At 38.0% G+C, this 19,778-nt stretch carries 20 protein-coding genes; 1 reads left to right on the top strand and 19 read right to left on the bottom strand.

The features are described from left to right. Positions 1-179: 179 nt before the first annotated feature. The 3 genes from AB1I62_RS11630 to licT all read right to left on the bottom strand — a co-directional run bounded on the left by AB1I62_RS11630 (position 180) and on the right by licT (position 4,535). Positions 180-1,625 carry a glycoside hydrolase family 1 protein gene (locus AB1I62_RS11630; RefSeq protein WP_048737934.1) on the bottom strand — a complete coding sequence of 482 codons (1,446 nt, stop codon included), beginning with the start codon at positions 1,623-1,625 and terminating at the stop codon, positions 180-182. A 24-nt stretch (positions 1,626-1,649) separates the two neighbouring features. After that, positions 1,650-3,530 carry a beta-glucoside-specific PTS transporter subunit IIABC gene (locus AB1I62_RS11635; RefSeq protein WP_048737933.1) on the bottom strand — a complete coding sequence of 627 codons (1,881 nt, stop codon included), beginning with the start codon at positions 3,528-3,530 and terminating at the stop codon, positions 1,650-1,652. Between the two features lie 162 nt (positions 3,531-3,692). Beyond that, positions 3,693-4,535: a BglG family transcription antiterminator LicT gene (gene licT, locus AB1I62_RS11640; RefSeq protein WP_002359608.1), complete on the bottom strand. Its 843-nt coding sequence runs from the start codon at positions 4,533-4,535 to the stop codon at positions 3,693-3,695. A gap of 300 nt (positions 4,536-4,835) precedes the next feature. Here licT and AB1I62_RS11645 point away from each other — a divergent pair, with 300 nt between their 5' ends. Beyond that, positions 4,836-5,462, top strand: coding sequence for an FMN-dependent NADH-azoreductase (locus tag AB1I62_RS11645; protein ID WP_002356569.1), 627 nt, complete (start codon positions 4,836-4,838; stop codon positions 5,460-5,462). A gap of 61 nt (positions 5,463-5,523) precedes the next feature. Here AB1I62_RS11645 and AB1I62_RS11650 read toward each other — a convergent pair whose 3' ends face one another. The 16 genes from AB1I62_RS11650 to AB1I62_RS11725 form a co-directional block, all read right to left on the bottom strand. Beyond that, positions 5,524-6,693: an AI-2E family transporter gene (locus AB1I62_RS11650; RefSeq protein ID WP_002381494.1), complete on the bottom strand. Its 1,170-nt coding sequence runs from the start codon at positions 6,691-6,693 to the stop codon at positions 5,524-5,526. A gap of 4 nt (positions 6,694-6,697) precedes the next feature. Next, a complete protein-coding gene (locus tag AB1I62_RS11655) occupies positions 6,698-7,066 on the bottom strand; it encodes a PTS glucitol/sorbitol transporter subunit IIA (RefSeq protein ID WP_002356567.1) in 369 nt (122 codons plus the stop codon). A 127-nt stretch (positions 7,067-7,193) separates the two neighbouring features. After that, entirely contained in the window at positions 7,194-7,370 is a 177-nt protein-coding gene (locus AB1I62_RS11660; RefSeq protein ID WP_002356564.1) for a DNA-directed RNA polymerase subunit beta, read from the bottom strand. A 13-nt stretch (positions 7,371-7,383) separates the two neighbouring features. Then, on the bottom strand, positions 7,384-8,685 hold the full coding sequence (gene murA / locus AB1I62_RS11665) for a UDP-N-acetylglucosamine 1-carboxyvinyltransferase (protein WP_002356562.1): 1,302 nt from the start codon (positions 8,683-8,685) through the stop codon (positions 7,384-7,386). 102 nt (positions 8,686-8,787) lie between these two features. Further along, positions 8,788-9,024, bottom strand: a complete 237-nt coding sequence (locus AB1I62_RS11670; RefSeq protein WP_002356560.1) for a DUF1146 family protein — start codon at positions 9,022-9,024, stop codon at positions 8,788-8,790. Between the two features lie 188 nt (positions 9,025-9,212). Continuing rightward, a complete protein-coding gene (locus AB1I62_RS11675; protein WP_002356559.1) occupies positions 9,213-9,632 on the bottom strand; it encodes a F0F1 ATP synthase subunit epsilon in 420 nt (139 codons plus the stop codon). Between the two features lie 16 nt (positions 9,633-9,648). Next, the gene (gene atpD, locus AB1I62_RS11680) at positions 9,649-11,055 is read right to left on the bottom strand and encodes a F0F1 ATP synthase subunit beta (protein ID WP_002356558.1); all 1,407 of its coding nucleotides are present in this window, start codon (positions 11,053-11,055) and stop codon (positions 9,649-9,651) included. 73 nt (positions 11,056-11,128) lie between these two features. Then, positions 11,129-12,037, bottom strand: a complete 909-nt coding sequence (locus AB1I62_RS11685; RefSeq protein ID WP_002359606.1) for a F0F1 ATP synthase subunit gamma — start codon at positions 12,035-12,037, stop codon at positions 11,129-11,131. Between the two features lie 15 nt (positions 12,038-12,052). Beyond that, positions 12,053-13,609 (bottom strand): F0F1 ATP synthase subunit alpha, encoded by a 1,557-nt coding sequence (gene atpA / locus AB1I62_RS11690; protein WP_002356555.1) that lies wholly within the window; start codon positions 13,607-13,609, stop codon positions 12,053-12,055. Positions 13,610-13,637: 28 nt separating this feature from the next. Beyond that, positions 13,638-14,180, bottom strand: a complete 543-nt coding sequence (gene atpH, locus AB1I62_RS11695; RefSeq protein ID WP_002356554.1) for an ATP synthase F1 subunit delta — start codon at positions 14,178-14,180, stop codon at positions 13,638-13,640. Further along, the gene (gene atpF, locus AB1I62_RS11700; protein ID WP_002365031.1) at positions 14,167-14,697 is read right to left on the bottom strand and encodes a F0F1 ATP synthase subunit B; all 531 of its coding nucleotides are present in this window, start codon (positions 14,695-14,697) and stop codon (positions 14,167-14,169) included. Before atpF ends, atpH begins: the two co-directional genes overlap by 14 nt. Positions 14,698-14,834: 137 nt before the next feature. Next, positions 14,835-15,056 carry an ATP synthase F0 subunit C gene (gene atpE, locus AB1I62_RS11705; protein WP_002356552.1) on the bottom strand — a complete coding sequence of 74 codons (222 nt, stop codon included), beginning with the start codon at positions 15,054-15,056 and terminating at the stop codon, positions 14,835-14,837. Positions 15,057-15,104: 48 nt separating this feature from the next. After that, on the bottom strand, positions 15,105-15,824 hold the full coding sequence (gene atpB, locus AB1I62_RS11710; RefSeq protein ID WP_002356551.1) for a F0F1 ATP synthase subunit A: 720 nt from the start codon (positions 15,822-15,824) through the stop codon (positions 15,105-15,107). A gap of 302 nt (positions 15,825-16,126) precedes the next feature. Further along, positions 16,127-16,591, bottom strand: coding sequence for an SsrA-binding protein SmpB (gene smpB, locus AB1I62_RS11715; RefSeq protein ID WP_002356550.1), 465 nt, complete (start codon positions 16,589-16,591; stop codon positions 16,127-16,129). Between the two features lie 12 nt (positions 16,592-16,603). Then, a complete protein-coding gene (rnr, locus tag AB1I62_RS11720; RefSeq protein WP_104859486.1) occupies positions 16,604-18,973 on the bottom strand; it encodes a ribonuclease R in 2,370 nt (789 codons plus the stop codon). After that, positions 18,973-19,746 carry an alpha/beta fold hydrolase gene (locus AB1I62_RS11725; protein WP_002384145.1) on the bottom strand — a complete coding sequence of 258 codons (774 nt, stop codon included), beginning with the start codon at positions 19,744-19,746 and terminating at the stop codon, positions 18,973-18,975. Before AB1I62_RS11725 ends, rnr begins: the two co-directional genes overlap by 1 nt. Positions 19,747-19,778 lie beyond the last annotated feature (32 nt).

Raw genomic sequence — 19,778 nt, forward strand, 5'->3', positions numbered from 1 at the left:
GAAACGCTCCTCTCAGTTGTTTCTATTATAACGTATTGTGCACTATTTTGAAAAATTGACAAAAAAGAGCTTGGGCCAAAAATCACTTTAGATTTTTGGTCCAAGCTTAAAAATTAATAAACGGCGGGAACAGAAGCAACAACCTACTACGCTTATCTTGTTTTGTTTAATTACAATAACTAGTCTAAGTTTTGTCCATTAGTTTCAATAACTTGTTTGTACCAATTAAACGATTTTTTTTCATAACGGTTTTTAGTACCATTTCCTTCATCGTCTAAATCAACGTAAATAAACCCATACCGTTTACTCATTTCACCTGTGGAAGCACTGACTAAATCAATACAGCCCCACGGCGTATAGCCCATTAAATCGACGCCGTCTGCAACTGCTTCTGCCATTGCTTCAATATGACGACGTAAATAATCAATCCGATAGTCGTCTGCCACATAGAAATTTTCGTCTACTTTATCAATTGCACCTAAGCCGTTTTCCACAATAAATAAAGGTTTTTGATAACGATTATATAATTCATTTAGGGCAATTCGTAATCCTTCGGGATCAATTTGCCAACCCCATTCACTTGCTTCTAAGAAGGGATTTTTAACGCCGCCTAAAAGATTCCCATCTGCTGTATCGTTGGTAGTACCAGTAACATCGACAGCAGTCGACATATAATAACTAAAGCCAATGTAATCCACTGGGTATTCTTTTAATAATTCTAAATCGCCTTCTTCAATGACTAAGTCTTTCACAGCATATTTTTGATATATGCGTTCTGCGTATGCTGGATATTCACCACGAACTTGAACATCTGTACAATAATAATTAAACTCTTGGTTTTCAATCATTGTAGCAACTTGATTGACTGGATTCGAATCAATGCCATACGTTGTTGCATAAATAATCATACATCCAATTTGTAATTCTGGATTTAATTCATGGCCAATTTTTACAGCTTTACTACTTGCAACAAATTGATTATGCCATGCTTGGAAAATGTTTTGATAATCATTGGCTCCATTGCTTTTTACCAATCCTTGACTAAGTGCTGGGAAATGAAAAGCTGAATTAATTTCATTGAATGTCATCCAATAGTTAACTTTTTGGTGGTAACGTGTTAAAACAGTTTCCGCAAAACGTTCATAAAAGTCAACTAATTGACGATTTTTCCACCCGCCGTATTCTTTCGCTAAATGCAGTGGCATTTCATAATGAGAAATCGTAATTACTGGTTCAATGTTATAGCTTAAACATTCATCGATAACCGCATCATAAAATTTCAAGCCGGCTTCATTCGGTTGTGTTTCATCTCCTTTTGGAAAAATACGCGACCACGCAATTGAAAAGCGATAACATTTGAAGCCCATTTTAGCAAACAACGCAATGTCCTCTTTAAAGCGATCATAGTGATCAATTCCTGTATGATTAGGGTAGCGATATTTCGTTTCGTCAATCGTCCAATCAAACGCTTCATCTCCTAAAATAGCGAAACGTTGTTTTCCTCCCGGCATCGCATCTGCCACAGATAACCCTTTACCATCGGCTAAGTAAGCCCCTTCTAATTGATTGGCTGCGGTCGCACCGCCCCATAAAAATCCTTTTGGAAATTTTGTCGTTGTTGTCATACTTGTTCCTCCTCCAATTGTCTTTTATTTAATAATGGCTAAAAAGTCTTCACCATGTAACACGTCTGTTTGGTTCATATCCAAAACATCTAAATAATCATTCGTATTCGTTACCACAATCGGTGTAACTACTGGATAACCAGCTTCTTTAATGGCAGCAATATCAAAAGTAACCAGCAAATCTCCTTTTTTAACAGAATCACCTTGTTTCACTGATAATTCAAAGCCTTTACCATCTAATTCGACCGTATCCATGCCAATATGCATTAATAATTCAACGCCCTCTGTTGTCGTCAAGCCAACAGCATGTCCTGTCGGAAATAATGTGGTGATTTCACCATCTGCGGGTGCATACAGTTTGCCTTCAGTCGGCTCAATTGCAACACCTTTTCCTAAAGCACCTGACGCAAAAACAGGGTCTTGTACTTTTTCTAGCGGTAAAATTTCACCTTGAAGTGGACTTGCTAAAATAATTTTGTCTTCTTGATTCGTTTTTACAGGTGCCACCATCTTATCAGTTTCTGTTTTTTCAGTTACTGTTTCTGAATTAGGTTGATCTTCAAAACGTAAGACAAACGTTAAGACAAACGCAATGATAAAGGCAATTCCGGCACCAATTGCACCAGTAATCATCGGTGCAGTATCTTTTGTCTCTGCAGGAATAAACCCAGGTAAGCTCAACATACTAACCAAGCCAAACGTAAAGTTTTTCACGTGATTCATAGCCACAAATGCACCACCGATACCGCCACCAATACAAGCTGCAATAAATGGTTTTTTCAATGGTAAAGTCACGCCATATACAGTTGGTTCAGTAATTCCAAAAATAGTTGTAATGCTTGAAGACAAAGCCAAACCTTTTAGTTTCACATTTTTTGTTAGGAAAAAGACAGCTAAAGCAGCCCCGCCTTGTGCAATAACGGCTGGTAATAACATTGGTACCATCGTATCGCCACCTTGTGTTAAGTTTAACATCATAATTGGTACAAAGCCCCAATGCATACCAAACATTACCAAGACTTGCCACAACGAACCCATTAATAACCCTGCGATAATTGGACTAAAAGCGTAAATTGCGTTGTATCCTTGTCCCAACCAATCGCCGATGACCGTCCCAATAGGACCAATAGCTAAGAAGGTAACAGGTGCCATAATAAGGAACACAGCTAACGGAACGCAGATAATTTGTAGAAAACTCGGAATTACTTTTTTGAAGAAACGTTCCACATAACTTTGTGCAAAAACAGCCAAAATAATTGGTAAAACCGAAGAAGTATAGCCACTTGGCCCAATAATCACTGGAAGACCAGCAAAGCTAATTGTTTTGCCTGCTAAAGCAGTAATGCTGGGATGAACTAAGGCCATCGCCAAAGCAACCGCTAAAAAGGGATTAGTATTGAATTTTTTAGCAGCCGTAAACGCTAACATAATTGGTAAGAAAGTAAATAAACCATCTGCAATCGAAAAGAGAACAAGATATACGCCTGAAGTGTCAGCTAACCAGCCCATAGTTACAGCCAATGTTAAGAAGCCTTTTAGAACCCCAGCGCCGGCCATTGCACCTAAAAACGGTGTAAAAATAGAAGAAATAATATCAATTAAACGGTTAAAGATATTTCCGCCACTTTCTTTTTCTCTATTATCAGAATCATTACCTAGTCCACTGTTGGCCATCAAATCCTTATACACATCACTAACGTGACTGCCAATAACCACTTGATATTGTCCTGCACTTTGAACTACCTGAATAACATCTGGGTCAGCATTCAATGCAGCTGTATCTGCTTTATTTTCATCTTTTAATTTAAAACGTAAGCGTGTAGCACAGTGAACAACACTATTAACGTTGCCTTCGCCCCCAACAGCTTTTAACACACGTGCTGCAATTTCTTGATTTTTACTCATCTCTAGATCCTCATTTCCATTAATTTTTAATATCAAAAAAACCTACATTGAAAAAGAGCCAGATCCTTCTCTTCACAGCTGCGCAGTCTGCGAAAATCGTTATCGGTTTTTTCAATCTAGGTTTTGCCTGCATTATCAGTAACAATCCGCGATTATTGGTTGTTATGCTTTTTTATCATTGACCACTCTTTGGATATGAATGGTTAAATAAATCATTTCCGCTTGATCAATTGGTCGATCATAGCTTTTTAATAAATACTCATTAATACGTTGGACCGCTTGAAACGCCTTAGGATACTTTCCTTGGACCAATGCAAAAAGAAATTCGTCCTCCTCATCATGCGCTTCTTGTTTTAAATAACGTTGCGCAAAATATTGAAGATGTGTAACAATTCGTTGATAGTTCAATGAATCTTCATCAAACACCTGTCCAAAGTAGCGACTAATAATCGTTAAAATATCACGAACCATCTTGGTTGCTTCCATGGTAACTTCCATATTGCCATTTCCTTGTTCAGCATTCACAATATGAAAAGCAATGAAGCCCGCTTCATTTTCTGAAAATTGAACTCCTAGCTTTTCAGCAATAATCGCTAATGCTTGCTTTGCGATTTCAAATTCTTTAGGATAAAATTTGCGTGTTTCGAATACAAGAGGATTCGGAATATCAATTCCTTCTTTGGCTCGAAGTAACGCATAGTGAATATGATCCGTTAAAGTTAAATAAATATTTGATGAAAGCTCAATCGCTAGCGTTGTTTCTGCTAAATCAACGATTTGTTTGACGACTTCTACTTCTTTGGTAGGGACGTCTTCAAACAGCTGCTGGAATTGCCCTGCCATAGCGGAGTCCTTTAACACGAATTCCTTTTCAACATAATCTGGATTGATCGTGTCTCCAATCTTCTTTTGAAAGGCTAAGCCGCGTCCCATATAAACAATTTCTTCGCCTTGCTCATTTCTTGAAAGCACGACATTATTATTTAAAACTTTTTCAATCCTCATGATGAATGCAACCTCACTTTTTTATAAAAAAAGCCCAGAATCCCTCCACTGATTGTGTTAATGGAAGACTCTGGTTTTGCCTGCAAAGCAGTAACAATCCTTATTTACAAAGTAATAATAGCATGCTTTTTTTTAATATGCAAGCCTTTCCAAAAAATATTTTTATTTATTTTTTACTCTTTTGATCCATTTTAAAAAAAAGTTTACTAAATCTAAAAAAAAGACTTGCTTTCTCTTACTTTTTATTAGTAAAATAGAGATGTTGAATTTTTAAACTATTTATTTTAAGGAGATTACACAATGTCAAAATTATTAGTTGTTAAAGCACATCCATTAACAAAAGAAGAATCACGCTCAGTTCGTGCGTTAGAAACATTTTTAGCTTCATACCGTGAAACAAATCCATCAGACGAAATCGAAATTTTAGATGTTTATGCACCAGAAACAAACATGCCGGAAATCGATGAAGAATTATTATCTGCTTGGGGTGCACTTCGCGCTGGCGCAGCATTTGAAACATTAAGCGAAAACCAACAACAAAAAGTGGCTCGTTTTAATGAATTAACTGATCAATTTTTATCTGCCGACAAAGTAGTAATTGCTAATCCAATGTGGAACTTAAACGTACCGACACGCTTAAAAGCTTGGGTAGATACAATCAACGTTGCTGGAAAAACATTCCAATATACTGCAGAAGGACCAAAACCTCTAACAAGTGGTAAAAAAGCCTTACACATCCAATCAAATGGCGGCTTCTACGAAGGAAAAGATTTTGCTTCTCAATACATTAAAGCGATTCTAAACTTTATTGGTGTTGAGCAAGTTGACGGATTATTCATCGAAGGAATCGATCATTTCCCTGATCGCGCGGAAGAACTTTTAAATACTGCCATGACCAAAGCAACTGAATACGGTAAAACATTCTAAATTTTCCGAGTGATTTACATCAAAAAGAGACAAGCAGTTCGTTCACTGCTTGTCTCTTTTGTTACGTAGATTCTTGTTGATCTGGCTTATCTTCATCATACAAACCGGAAACAATTTGGTACCACTCAAAAATGTGTGTAATTATCACCTTAGCTGCGGCATAAACAGGAATTCCTAAAATCACCCCGACAATCCCAAATAGTTTACCAGACGTTAATAAAACAACCAAAATGGTGACTGGATGAATGGATAACTGACTGCCTAGGACAAGTGGTGAAATAAACCGACCTTCGACCGTTTGCTCAATGGCAAAAACAATCAAGACTTTAATTAACAAAGCTGGCCCACTGACAATTCCTAAAAAGACTGCTGGAATCATGGCTAAAAATGACCCTAAATAAGGGATTAAATTTAAAAAGCCTGCTGCAATACCTAAAGTGACTGCATAATCTAAGCCAATGACAGAAAAACCAATCATAAACATAATTGCCACTGCGAAAGCGACAGTTAATTGTCCTCTAATATAAGAAGAGACTTGATCATTGACTTCTGCAAGAACTTTTAAGGTTGGTTTACGCATCTTCACTGGTAAAAACTTCATTAAATATGGCGCTAAGTTTTTGCCATCTTTCAGTAAATAAAATAGAATAAAGGGCATCGTAATGATGGCGACAAAGATCGTAGCCACCGCCCCAAAGAAATTACCAATTCCTTGTACTGTGAACGTTGAGACGTTTTTAATGATGGTACCTAACGAGCTGACAACTTTATCGCCTGCCGCTTCAAGTTGTTCTCTAAATTGCGCGAAAAGTGGATCACTTAATATTTCCTGCGATTTTTGATCAATTGTATCAATATATTGAGGAAAATGATTCACAAAGCTGACAGATTGCTCACGAATTTTAGGAACGATTACAATACCACCCCAAATGAGTAGTGCCACAATTAAAATAAATAGGCCGATAATACTCCAGACACGTGAGATTTGTTTTTTCTCTAAATAATCGACAATCGGATTTAATAAATAATATAAAATCCCCGCCATAATTACTGGTAAGCCGACAACGCCGAAAAACTGCCAGACGGGCTTAAATAAATAAGAAACTTTCGTAAAAGTTAGAATAATTAACAGCACCAATAAGACAATCAGTAAGGCTGTTACTACTTGATTATTTAAAAACCAACGCCAAAACCAAGACAGGCGTTTATCAGTCGTTTGTTTTTTATCCATTGATTCACGCTCCATTTACTAAATAATCAATTGTTGTTCCAATGGTTATCTTTGGTAACTGATGGGGCGTTAAATAAACACCATTTCGGATAACATCATCCTCATCGGTTGGTGCATCAGCAAAGATTAAAGTGCTGTGAGCGATACTTTGCAAGTTACTATTGGCAAAAGAACCCACTTTTGTAATTGTATAGTTTGTATCGCCAATTTTCAGATGATCTCCTTCTGCCAAGGTAACTTGGTCTTTTTCTGGGAATGATTGAATAACTGCATGTTGCTTCAAGGTATCGGTAGCAGTTTCTCCAAAAAGAATAATCATTTTTTCTGAATCATCGATTGCATGTTTGCCTATTTCTGTTACGGTTGCTTGCATCTTCCATCCCACTCCTTCATTATCTTACTTCTATTATTATAGCATAGAATAAAATAGATATTCAGGAAAAAGAAAAGGCGGTGAACAATCGTCAATTGACTTTTGTTCACCGCCTTAAAATAAGTTTTTATTTAAAGAAGTTCATAATATGAGTCCAAATTTTTTCATCAAAGACATCCATTGGATTCCCATTTCCAATCAAACCATAACCAATCATTGTTCCCACAACAAATAAGATAATGACTAACGAAATGACCACTAGAATTTTCAATAATGTTACTAAAATATAACGAAATGAACTCATACGTTTGACTCCTTTAGATTACTGTCGTTGCTTGTTTTTCTTCAATTTTTTCATCATTGACACGTTCAACGTTCGCGCCTAATTTTTGAAGTTTTTTATGGAACTCATAATAGCCACGATCTAAATATTTCAAATTAGAGACACGTGTAATGCCATTTGCACGTAACCCTACTAAAATCAATGCGGCAGCTGCCCGTAAATCAGTGGCTTCCACTGCTGCTCCTTGTAACTCGTTGCCACCATTAATAACGGCAATGTTGCCGTCAATTTTTAAGTCAGCGTTCATTCGACGCATTTCCTCTAAGTGTTGGTAACGATTTTCAAAGACTGTTTCTGTCACGATGCTTGTTCCTTCAGCAAACATTTGGATCGCTGTCATTTGCGCTTGCATGTCTGTTGGGAAACCAGGATGCGGCATTGTCTTAACATCTGTTGGTTTTAGATGTTTTGGTCCAATTACACGGATGCCGTTTTCTTCTTCTTCAATGATTGCACCCATTTCAGTTAATTTAGAAATTAGCGGACGATTATGTTCAGAAATTGCTTCTTCAATTAAAACATTGCCCTCAGTCATTGCTGCAGCTACCATGAACGTACCTGCTTCAATTCGATCTTGAACGATTGAATGCTCTACGGCATGTAATTTATCGACGCCTTCGATACGCATCGTTTCTGTTCCAGCACCGATAACATTGGCACCCATTTTGTTTAAAATGTTTGCTAAGTCAACGATTTCAGGTTCACGAGCAACGTTTTCAATGATGGTTGTTCCTTTCGCACGAACAGCAGCCATCATAATGTTTTGCGTAGCGCCGACACTTGGGAAGTCTAAGTAAATAGTGTTACCGATTAGTTCATCCGCAATTGCTTCAATATAACCATTTTTTTGGATGATTTTTGCACCTAATGCTTGGAAGCCTTTTAAGTGTAAATCAATTGGTCGTTTCCCAATGGCACAGCCACCTGGCATTGCCACTTTGGCATGGCCATTACGAGCCAATAAAGGTCCCATTACAACGATAGAAGCACGCATTTTACTAACGTACTCATAGTTTGCTTCGATCCCTAAAGGTTGTGTTGCGTCTATTGTTACTTCATTCGCGTCTTCATCAAAATCAATGGCTACATTCAAATGCTTAATTACTTGATTCATTGTAAATACATCAGATAAAATTGGTACATTTTTTAAAGTAGTAACGCCTTCTTCAGCTAAAAGAGTAGCTGCTAAAATTGGTAAAACAGCGTTTTTGGCGCCTTCAATTTTTACAGTTCCTTCTAATTTTGTATTACCACCATGAACAATAATTTGTTCCATTTTGTTCCCCCCAAAAAAATGAGAATAGGTATTCCTATTCAAAATCTTTACTATTATACCATTATTCAACTAAAAATTGTACCTTTTTTTATTTTTCAATTTTTAAGGAAAATACACAATGAAAAGATTTCGACAAAGCGCAATCAATTCTAAAGCAAACGAGCTAACTGTGTATCCGATAGCGATGGCGAAAAATACCATCAGCATTCTAATTTGCGGTGTAAATTGGGTTTTGAAAAATTGCTCAATACGCAATGATTGCAACGCCCAAAAACTTATGTAAATGAACATAAGATGACTAACGATTCGAACAATAGCATCTACTCCATAGTATTGCATAAGGAGCCTCCTTTTTTCTAACGTAGGAACATTTTATCACAAAATAATAAAAACCGATAATTAATCCACTTGAAATGCCAAAATTTGACACTATTTATTAAAAAATACGAAGAAATAGAGTTTAAGGCAACTGACTCAATAGCAAGCGCCTTAAACTCTACAAAAGTGACTGAATCCTTCAGCCTTTTTTACCCATGTTTCGATACGTTGATCCGGTTGATTGCACGATGCAAAGCAACAGTCGCACGACGTAGTTGATCGCGGTCATCTTTTGCTTTGGCTTCTTCAATTAAACGCTCTGCTCGTTGTTTTGCTCGTTCAGCACGAGGTACATCGATATCTCGTTCACGTTCGGCACTATCGGCAATAATAGAAACGACATTATCACGGACTTCCATGATACCACCATTTACAGCTACCCAGTCAACATGTGTATCTGAATCGGTCCGTTTGATGCGGACTTCATCAATCGCTAGCGGAACGATGATTGGCGCATGTTTTGGTAAAATACCAATTTCACCATCTGTTGTTTTCGCCACAACGATTTTTGCATGGTGGTCATAAACTAGACCATTAGGCGTTACTACATTCACAGTAAGACTATCCATTGTGTTTGCCGCCTTTCTAGTAGTTTAATTGTTTCGCTTTTTCGATGGCATCTTCAATTTTACCGACACTACGGAAGGCTTCTTCTGGCAGATTGTCATGTTTACCTTCAAGAATTTCTTTAAAGCCACGAACTGTTTCCGCAACTGGTACATAAGAACCAGGTTGACCTGTAAATTGTTCAGCAACGTTAAAGTTTTGAGATAAGAAGAATTGAACACGGCGTGCGCGACCAACAAGTACTTTTTCGTCATCTGATAATTCGTCCATCCCTAAAATAGCGATGATATCTTGTAATTCACGATAACGTTGTAAAATATGTTGCACTTCGGTAGCCACTTCGTAGTGTTCTTCTCCAACAATTTCAGGAGCCAAGGCACTAGAAGATGAAGCTAACGGATCTACCGCTGGATAAATCCCTTGTTCGGTTAATTTACGTTCCAAGTTAGTTGTTGCATCCAAATGGGCAAACGCTGTTGCTGGCGCTGGATCGGTATAGTCATCGGCTGGAACATAGATTGCTTGAATAGAGGTAATTGATCCTTTTTTCGTTGAAGTAATCCGTTCTTGTAATTGTCCCATTTCAGTCGCTAAGGTTGGTTGGTAACCAACGGCTGACGGCATCCGACCTAAAAGGGCAGAAACTTCTGAACCGGCTTGGGTGAAACGGAAAATGTTATCAATAAATAATAGCACGTCTTGTCCTTCCACATCACGGAAATATTCAGCAATCGTTAACCCAGTTAAGGCCACACGCATCCGTGCACCTGGTGGTTCGTTCATTTGACCAAAAACCATGGCTGTTTTTTCAATAACGCCTGAATCTTTCATTTCATAGTACAGGTCGTTCCCTTCACGTGTCCGTTCACCAACACCAGTAAAGACGGAAATCCCTCCATGTTCTTGGGCAATATTATGAATTAATTCTTGAATTAAGACGGTTTTACCAACACCGGCACCACCGAAAAGTCCGACTTTACCACCTTTTAGATAAGGTGCTAATAAGTCAATAACTTTAATCCCTGTTTCTAAAATTTCATTACTGGTACTTAATTCATCAAATGCTGGCGCTTTTTTATGAATCCCACTACGTTCAGCATCTGCAGGAAATGGCGCTTCTAAGTCAATTGTGTCTCCTAAAACGTTAAACACACGACCCAATGTATCTTTACCAACAGGAACTGAAATTGATTTTCCTGTATCGATAACTTCCATTCCACGTTGTAAACCATCTGTCGATTCCATGGCGATAGAACGAATCACTCCATCACCTAGTTCTAAAGCGACTTCAAGTACTACTTTTTGTTTTGCTTCGCCATTTTTATAAACGACTAAAGCGTTGTTAATATCGGGTAAGGATTGATCTAATGAAAATTCCACGTCAACAACGGGACCGATTACTTGAACAATCTTTCCTGAACTCATAATTTCTTTCCTCCAGTCTTCATAAAGTCACACGCTTTGAACGTTTTTATAAACGTTCAAACGTAAGACTAGATTATTCTAGTGCAGCTGCACCAGCAACAATTTCTGTAATTTCTTGGGTAATCGCCCCTTGACGAGCACGGTTATAAGAAATTGTTAAATCGCTAATAATATTTTGCGCATTGTCAGTGGCTGTTTTCATGGCGGTCATCCCAGCAGCATGTTCTGCTGTTTTCGCATCAATGATCGCCCCATAAATTAAGCTTTCTGCATATTGTGGTAATAATTGATCCAAAATTGCTTCAGGTGAAGGCTCTAAAAGATATTCTTGTTCGTAAGAGGTCGCCTCTGATGGATCTAAATCAGTAATTGGCAACATTTTTTCCACACGAAACTGACTCGTTAGTGAGTTAACGTGGTGATTATAACAAACATACAATTCATCAAACACTTCGTTTTGGTACATAGTCGTTGCCGTTGTCACAATCTTACGGACTTCTTCAAACGTTGGTTGATCCGTTAAGCCTCTGAGCTCATAGGAAACATCGATTCCGCGTGCTTTAAAGAAATCCGCCCCTGTACCACCAATGGCGATTAAGGCATATTCTTTATTAGAATCGTGGTCTTCTTGAATCATACTCATGGTTTGTTTTAAGATTGAGCTATTGTAGCCACCAACTAACCCTTTGTCAGAAGTGATAACTATATAGCCTGTTTTTTTGACAGGTCGTTGCGCTAACATCACATGATAGTTCCCTTCACTAAGAGAAGATTGTTCTGTTTCACGTAATTCACTTAACTGAGCAGCTACTAAATGCGTAACGACACTACGAATTTTTGAAGAATATTCTTGAAAGCTTTTAGAGGCGCCTTCTGACTTGGTCAATTTGGCTGCAGAAACCATTTGCATCGCTTTGGTAATTTGGCTTGTCTTTTTTGTTGATGCAATGCGTTGTTTGATTTCGTTTAATGAAGCACCCAATGTCGCTCACCTCTCTTATGCGTTATCGATTTTTTCTAAAGCTTCTTTGGCTGAATCTCCGCTGTTGTTTGCCGCTGCAAACATTTCAGAAAACTCTGTAATCGCTGCATCTAATGCATCAGTATCTGGTAAGTCTTTCGTAGTACGAATGGTTTCCAATAAGTCTGCATGTTTGCCATCAAAATAATCGAATAAATCTTGTTCAAAGTGTAAAATTTTATCCACGCTCACGCTATCTAAAAAGCCGTGTGTTAACGCATATAAAATTAAGACTTGTTTTTCTACAGGCAGTGGCGCATGTAGTTTTTGTTTTAAAATTTCTACCGTACGACGACCACGGTTTAATTTAGCTTGTGTTGCCGCATCTAAATCAGAGCCAAATTGTGTAAAGGCTTCTAACTCACGGTAACTAGCTAAGTCTAAACGAAGCGTTCCGGCAACTTTTTTCATTGCTTTGATTTGCGCTGATCCTCCGACACGAGAAACAGATAACCCAGCATCAACGGCTGGACGAGTGCCTGCATAGAACAAGTCGCTTTCTAAGAAAATTTGTCCATCAGTGATTGAAATAACGTTTGTTGGAATATAAGCAGAAATATCGCCTGCTTGTGTTTCAACGAATGGTAAGGCTGTCATTGAACCGCCACCTAATTCATCACTTAATTTAGCTGCACGTTCTAATAAACGTGAGTGTAAATAGAAGACATCCCCTGGATAAGCTTCACGACCTGGTGGACGGCGTAATAGTAGAGAAAGTTCACGATAAGCCACGGCTTGTTTTGATAAGTCATCAAAAATAATTAAGACATGTTTGCCGTTATACATGAATTCTTCACCCATTGCAGTTCCTGCATATGGTGCAATGTAAAGTAATGGTGCTGGTTGTGAAGCCCCTGCAGTCACAACGATTGTATAATCTAAGGCACCAAATTTACGAAGTGTTTCTACTTGGTTACGAACAGTAGATTCTTTTTGACCAATCGCTACATAAATACAAATTACATCTTGTCCTTTTTGGTTAATAATTGTATCAATTGCAATCGATGTTTTCCCTGTTTTACGGTCTCCAATAACTAATTCCCGTTGTCCACGACCAATTGGTACGAGGGCATCAATGGCTTTTAAACCAGTTTGCATTGGTTCAGCAACAGATTGACGTTGCATAACACCGGGAGCTGTTGCTTCCACAGGACGTGTTTTGTCTGTTTTAATTTCGCCTAAACCATCTAATGGTTGACCTAATGGATTAACAACACGGCCAATCAAAGCTTCCCCAACGGGTACTTCCATGATTTTGCCTGTGCGTTGTACTTTATCTCCTTCACGAATGGTTTCAAAATCGCCAAGGATAATAATCCCTACATCATTTGTTTCTAAGTTTTGTGCCATTCCGTATGAACCGTTTGAAAACTCAACAAGTTCTCCACTCATGGCATTTTCTAAACCGTGGGCGCGGGCAATTCCGTCACCGACGTAAGTGACTGTTCCAACTTCTTCAACAGCAAGCTGTTGTTGATAGTTTTCGATTTGTTCTTTAATCAAGGCACTGATTTCTTCTGCTTTGATAGCCATTCAATTCACCTCTTTGTAGTCCTAAAGATTATTTTAATAACTTCTGCTGCATATGTTCTAATTGTTTGCGGATGCTGCCATCGATTACTTGATGGTTTGCTTCAATAACCACTCCGCCGACAATTGACGGGTCAATTAAATTGACTAAATGCGCTTGTTCATACCCTAATAATTGGGCAGCTTTTTCTTCCATTGCTTGATGTTGTTCTTTTGATAAAGGAATGGCTGTTGTCACTGAACCCAAAATTAGTCCTTGGTGCTCATCATAACGTCGTTCATATTCATCAATCATCAAGAGCAGATCGTACATGCGACGATATTCGTAAACCACTCGCAAAAAGTTTTGCATCATTTCACTAAAACCTGTTACTAGTTTTTCCATGATGCTGTCTTTTTCATAAGGTTCTAAGCGATCATCACTTAAAATATCGCCGATACCAGGTACTTGGTGATAGACTTCGCGAAGCGTCAATAATTCTTGATAAATTGCTTCAGCTTGGTTCTTTTCAACTGCCAACTCAAACAAAGCCTTGCCGTAGCGTTTACCAACTGTATATTTATCTAGTTTCATTTGCTTTACCTAAACTTTCAATATAAGAATCAATCAATGCTTCATGTGCATCTGGTGTTAATTCTTTATTTAAAATTTTGGCTGCAATTTGAAGAGAAAGATCTGCCACTTCATTTTTTACTGAAGACAATGCTTCTTCACGTTCTTGAGAAATATCTGTCCGAGCTTTTTCGCGTAAGCGAGTAACTTCCGCAGTTGTTTCTTTTAATGTTTTTTGGCGAGTCTGTTCTCCACTTTCTTTCGCGTTTTTAATAATTTCAGCTGCTTCTGATCTGGAAGAAAGTAATTGTTGTTGACGTTCTTTTTCCATTTTCGCTGCTGCTACGCGAGATTGTTCTGCAGAGTCTAAATCGTTGGCAATTTTTTCTTCACGTTGTGTCAAAATATCTACGATTGCTCCCCATGCATATTTCTTTAATAAGAGCATCAAGATTAAAAATGCACCACTGACAACAATCATCGTGCCTAGTGTGGTACTAGGAGCCGTTTCACCGACTACCAATGTAGTAAGTAGCATGAAGTCTCAACTTCCTTTCCTGCAAAAATCGATTTAGCTTCTTCAACTGCTTTATCACCAGCTATTGAAAAGGCTAAAGATAGAAGAAAGCAGTGACGGTCCCGATAATAATCAGCGTCCTGCCTCCATTTTATTGCTTATCTGAATAAAAGTAATAAAGAAACAACGACACCTAAAATTGGCACAGCTTCGATTAAAGCGACCCCGATAAACATTGTTGTTCTTAATTGACCAGACATTTCTGGTTGACGAGTCATTGACTCGATTGTTTTTGAAATAACTTGTCCGTTACCGATAGCGGCTCCGATAGCTGAACCGAAAATTGCAATTGCTGCTGCGATAAAATTTAATCCTTCCATTGTGTAAAATCCTCCTAAAAGATAATTTTTGTCCTTCGTATTTCTTGATTATTCTTCTGTTTCAATTTTGTGTGACATATAAACCATTGAAAGTGTCACAAAGATAAACGCTTGGATACATCCAATAAAGATTGAGAATGCTACCCAAATCATTTCTAGCGGAATTGCTAGTGGGATAACCCATAATCCAACGCTTGCTACGGTTCCAGCAATCAAGCCCAATAGAACTTCGCCGGCAAAAATGTTTCCGTACAAACGCAAGCCTAATGTTAATAGATTCGTGAATTCTTCCATTAATTTTACCGGTAGTAAGAAACCAACGGGTCTTAAATAACTATTAACTAGATAGCCTTTAAAACCAAAGCGTTTCATACCAAAGAAGTGTGTTAAGACAATCATCATCATCGCTAACGTTAAGGTTACGATTGGATCGGCGGTTGGACTTTTCCAAACGCTGAGATCGTCGCCCACAACGATTTTTGTAACGAGACCCAAGATGTTTGAAACAAGTACAAACATGAACAGGGTAAACGCCATTAAATGAAAATTGCTCACTTCTTTACGAGGTAAATTGTCTGTAATGATTCCACGAATAAAATCCACTAACCATTCGATGACCGTTTGTTTGCCTTTAGGTCGTAGCTTCATATTTCTCGTACAAGCATAGACAAAGGCGAAAACAATGATACACGTCAACAGCACCATCAAAACAATGGTTCCATCAAACCAAATTGGTCCGATATTGAAGAGTAATTTCTTCTCTTCCAAATCAATTCACCTCTTTTCCAACAATCTTTCAGAAGTTTCATCCTACTCCTGAGTGATAATCCCTGGCAAAGCTATCGTACCACCACTTGTTGATAATTTACAAATAGTTTACTTTTAAAATTTCATGTGTTGAAAATTGGTTGGAAAACCTTTTCCATAAACCAATCTAATGCAGGGTGGTACTGCTTTCCGAAGCGATTAAAAAATGAATCATTTACATTCATTTACTCAACACTTACCAGATTTTACACCTAATCCGAAGAAAGGCAAGCAAATATGCGAAAAAGAATAAATTTACATTTTTAACGTCGGTTATTTTTTAATGTTCGGCTGATTTGTCGGTCAACTTCCTTACGTTTCAAGTCTTCACGCTTGTCGTACTGCTTTTTCCCTTTAGCTAAACCAATCAAAACTTTGGCATAGCCGTCTTTAATATAGACCTTCAAAGGTACTAATGTGATACCTGTATTTTTGGTTTCGCCGATTAACTTATTAATTTGTTTTTTGTGTAATAATAATTTTCTGGTACGTAATGGGTCATGATTAAAAATATTGCCTTGTTCATATGGACTAATATGAACATTATACAAAAAGGCTTCTCCGTTTCGAATTCGTGCAAAACCATCTTTTAAATTGATACGACCATTTCGAATAGATTTGATTTCTGTTCCTTGTAAAACAAGCCCAGCTTCAACCGTATCGATAATTGAATAATCATGTCTAGCTTTGCGGTTTTGTGCGATTAATTTTCCTTCCCCTTTTGGCATAAGCGACCTCCTCTACTTCTTCTTTTTCCCTTTTTTATTTTTTTGTTTCATTGCTTCTTTATAAAAAAGTTGTTTTTTGCCTTTGCCTTTTTTCTTATTTTTCTTTTTCTTACCATCAAATGATTCATCTTTTTTATTTCTTCGTTGATTATTTGAACGAGTTGAAGAATTGGCTTTGCCTTTTTTACGTCCTTTTGGTCCTTCGACTGGCGCGACTTCCTCAGCTGAAATCAATTCAAAATCAACTTCTCTTGTTTCTGGATCAGCTTTTTCAACACGGATTTGAACTTTCTGACCAATTTTCAAAGTCATTCCCGTCCGTTCACCAACTAACGCCATATGATTTTCAATAAAGTGGAAATAATCTTGTTTTAAGTTGTTCACGTGAATCAAGCCTTCTATTGTATTAGGCAGTTCCACAAAGATACCAAATTTTGTGACTGAGCTGATAATCCCGTCATACGTTTCTCCCACTTTATCTACCATAAATTCGGCTTTCTTCATGGCGTCCACTTCACGCTCTGCATCAACTGCGCGACGTTCCATACTTGAACTATGATTGGCAATTTCTGGTAATGCTTCGTTCCATTTTTCTTGATTTTTTTCAGATTGATCTTGGCTATAGCTGCGAATCAAACGATGCACAATTAAATCTGGATAACGACGTATTGGTGAAGTGAAATGCGTATAATATTCAGCAGCCAACCCATAGTGTCCGTAGTTGTCTTCTGAGTATTTCGCTTGTTGCATACTTCTTAGCAACATCGTATTGATAACCACTTCTTCCGGCTTATTTTCAACTTGCTCTAAAACTTTTTGTAAATCTTTCGGTGAAATGTTTTCTTTTGTTCCTTTAACAAGAATGCCAAGTACTGCAGCAAAGTCAAAGAAACGTTGCATTTTTTCTTCTTTTGGTTGTTCATGAATCCGATAAATAAATGGCAGTTTTAAGTCATGATAATGACGCGCCACAGTTTCATTCGCTGCCAACATAAAGGATTCAATTAATCGTTCACCCACACCACGCGTGCGTAAAAGAATATCTTTGGGATGACCATTTTCATCAACTAGGACTTTGGCTTCACGATCTTCAAAAGAAATCGCACCACGGCGCATACGCATCTCTTCTAATATATGGTGCAGCTCACCCATCTCTTTAAACATGGGAACTAGTTCTTTGTAGCGTTCTAACGTTTCAGGTTTTTGCTCTTCTAAAATTTCATTGACTGCTGTATAGGTCATTCGCTCCGTTGTTTGGATTACACTTTGGAAAATTTCATGCGAAATAACTTCTCCTTCTGGTGTAATTTCCATCTCACAACTCATGGTTAAACGTGGAACATGTGGGTTTAGCGAACAAATCCCATTTGATAATCGCTGCGGAATCATTGGCACAACTCGGTCTGTCAAATAGACACTTGTACCACGTTCATACGCTTCCATATCCAATTGGCTTCCTTCAGTTACATAATAAGAAACATCTGCAATATGCACCCCTAAAAAGAAATTGCCATTTGCTAACTTTTGTACCGTTACTGCATCATCTAAATCTTTCGCATCTTCTCCATCAATCGTCACAATCAACTGATCACGTAAATCCCGACGACCGACTAAATCGCTTTCTGCAATAGTTTCTGGTACTTGGTCCGCTTCAGCCAAAACTTCATCAGGAAATGCTGTGGGAATTCCATGAGCCACCACGATTGATAAAATATCCATTCCTGGATCATTTTTATGACCAATCACTTGTTTGACTAGTCCTTCCATACTCGTTGGATATTCTTGATCTGGATAATAGGTAATTTCAGCAATGACAATGCTACCATCTACTGGCTTAATCCCTTCAGGTGCAATTGATACAGTATACTGATTCAATTTCTTATCTTTGGGAATCATGTAGCCATACAGTCCCATTTCTGCCATTTCTTCTTCACTATATGCCACAAATTCTCCGACAACTTGGCTCACTGCTCGCTCTTTAATTTCTTTGACTTTACCTTCTGCGCCGCGATCTGAAAAAGGATCCGCATGTTGGATCACGTCGATTAAAACCGTATCTCCATCCATTGCAAAGTTCGTTGCCTCTTTAGGAATGTAAACATCTGGTTCTTCAGGATCGATGGTCACGAAACCAAAGCCTCGTTCATTTGCACGAAACGTTCCTTCTATTAATAAGTCTTTCATTGGTAACAGGACTTTGCCTTTTTTGTTGAAACTAACTGACTTTTCTCGTTCCATTTGTGCAATGGTTTGCACTAAAATTTTAAAATCTGAACTTTTTTCTAAATTCAAGCCTTGTGCAATTTCTTCCATTGAAAAGCTTTTCTTTTTTTGGCTTTCCATGAAATGTAAAATTTGCTCTTTAATTGTTTGTTTTGTCATTATTTCTCCTCATTCCAAGGTAGTGTTGCTAAAAATTGCACCACATCTTGCTCTAATTGTTTGTGTTCTCCACTCACCGTAATGACATGTCCGCTGTTTGGGTACCATTGTAAGGTCACACGTGCTTGTGTTAGCGCTTGGGCCGTTTGATAGACGCCCATTGGCTCAATCATTTCATCTTTGCCAGCTTGCGCTAAGAAAAGAGGTGCGTGGATTTTGTTTAGTTTGTCAGCCGTCTGACTAGCAATCGTTTCAATCGCTCCTAATTGTTGTTTGACTCGTTGCTCAATCGATTGCAACCGGCTTTGTTGTTCCTCTGCAGGAACTTCTGCGATTTTCATCACATTTTCTGCGTATAATACGAAATTTTCTGGGACTTTATTTTCGACAGGGTAGATAGGTGAACAGAAAAATCCACCACCAATTAATCCTGTTAATTGTTCCGTTAATGCATGCATACTGAAAATCCCGCCCATTGATAAACCAAAAATGGCAATTTCTTGGTAACCTCTTTCTCTCAAAAAAGCGACTGCTTCTTGTGTATCTTGCCACCATTGTTCCGTTGTTTGATCTAAAATATCTTCAGGAACTAGCGTGCCATGTCCTGAAAAATTAGGCGAATAGACAGTATAATTTTCTTTTTCTAAACGTCTGCTTAACATCCGTACATCATTACTGCTGCCAGAATAAGCGTGTAATAAAAGGACCGCCCGTTTTCCTTTTTCTGAAAATAACGGCTTCGGTAAATTGATTTTTTTTGCCACTTCGCTCACCTCAGCTTCATTCTATCATATTCTCAAAAGAA

The sequence above is a fragment of the Enterococcus sp. AN402 genome (assembly GCF_040719405.1).
GTDB lineage: Bacteria > Bacillota > Bacilli > Lactobacillales > Enterococcaceae > Enterococcus > Enterococcus faecalis.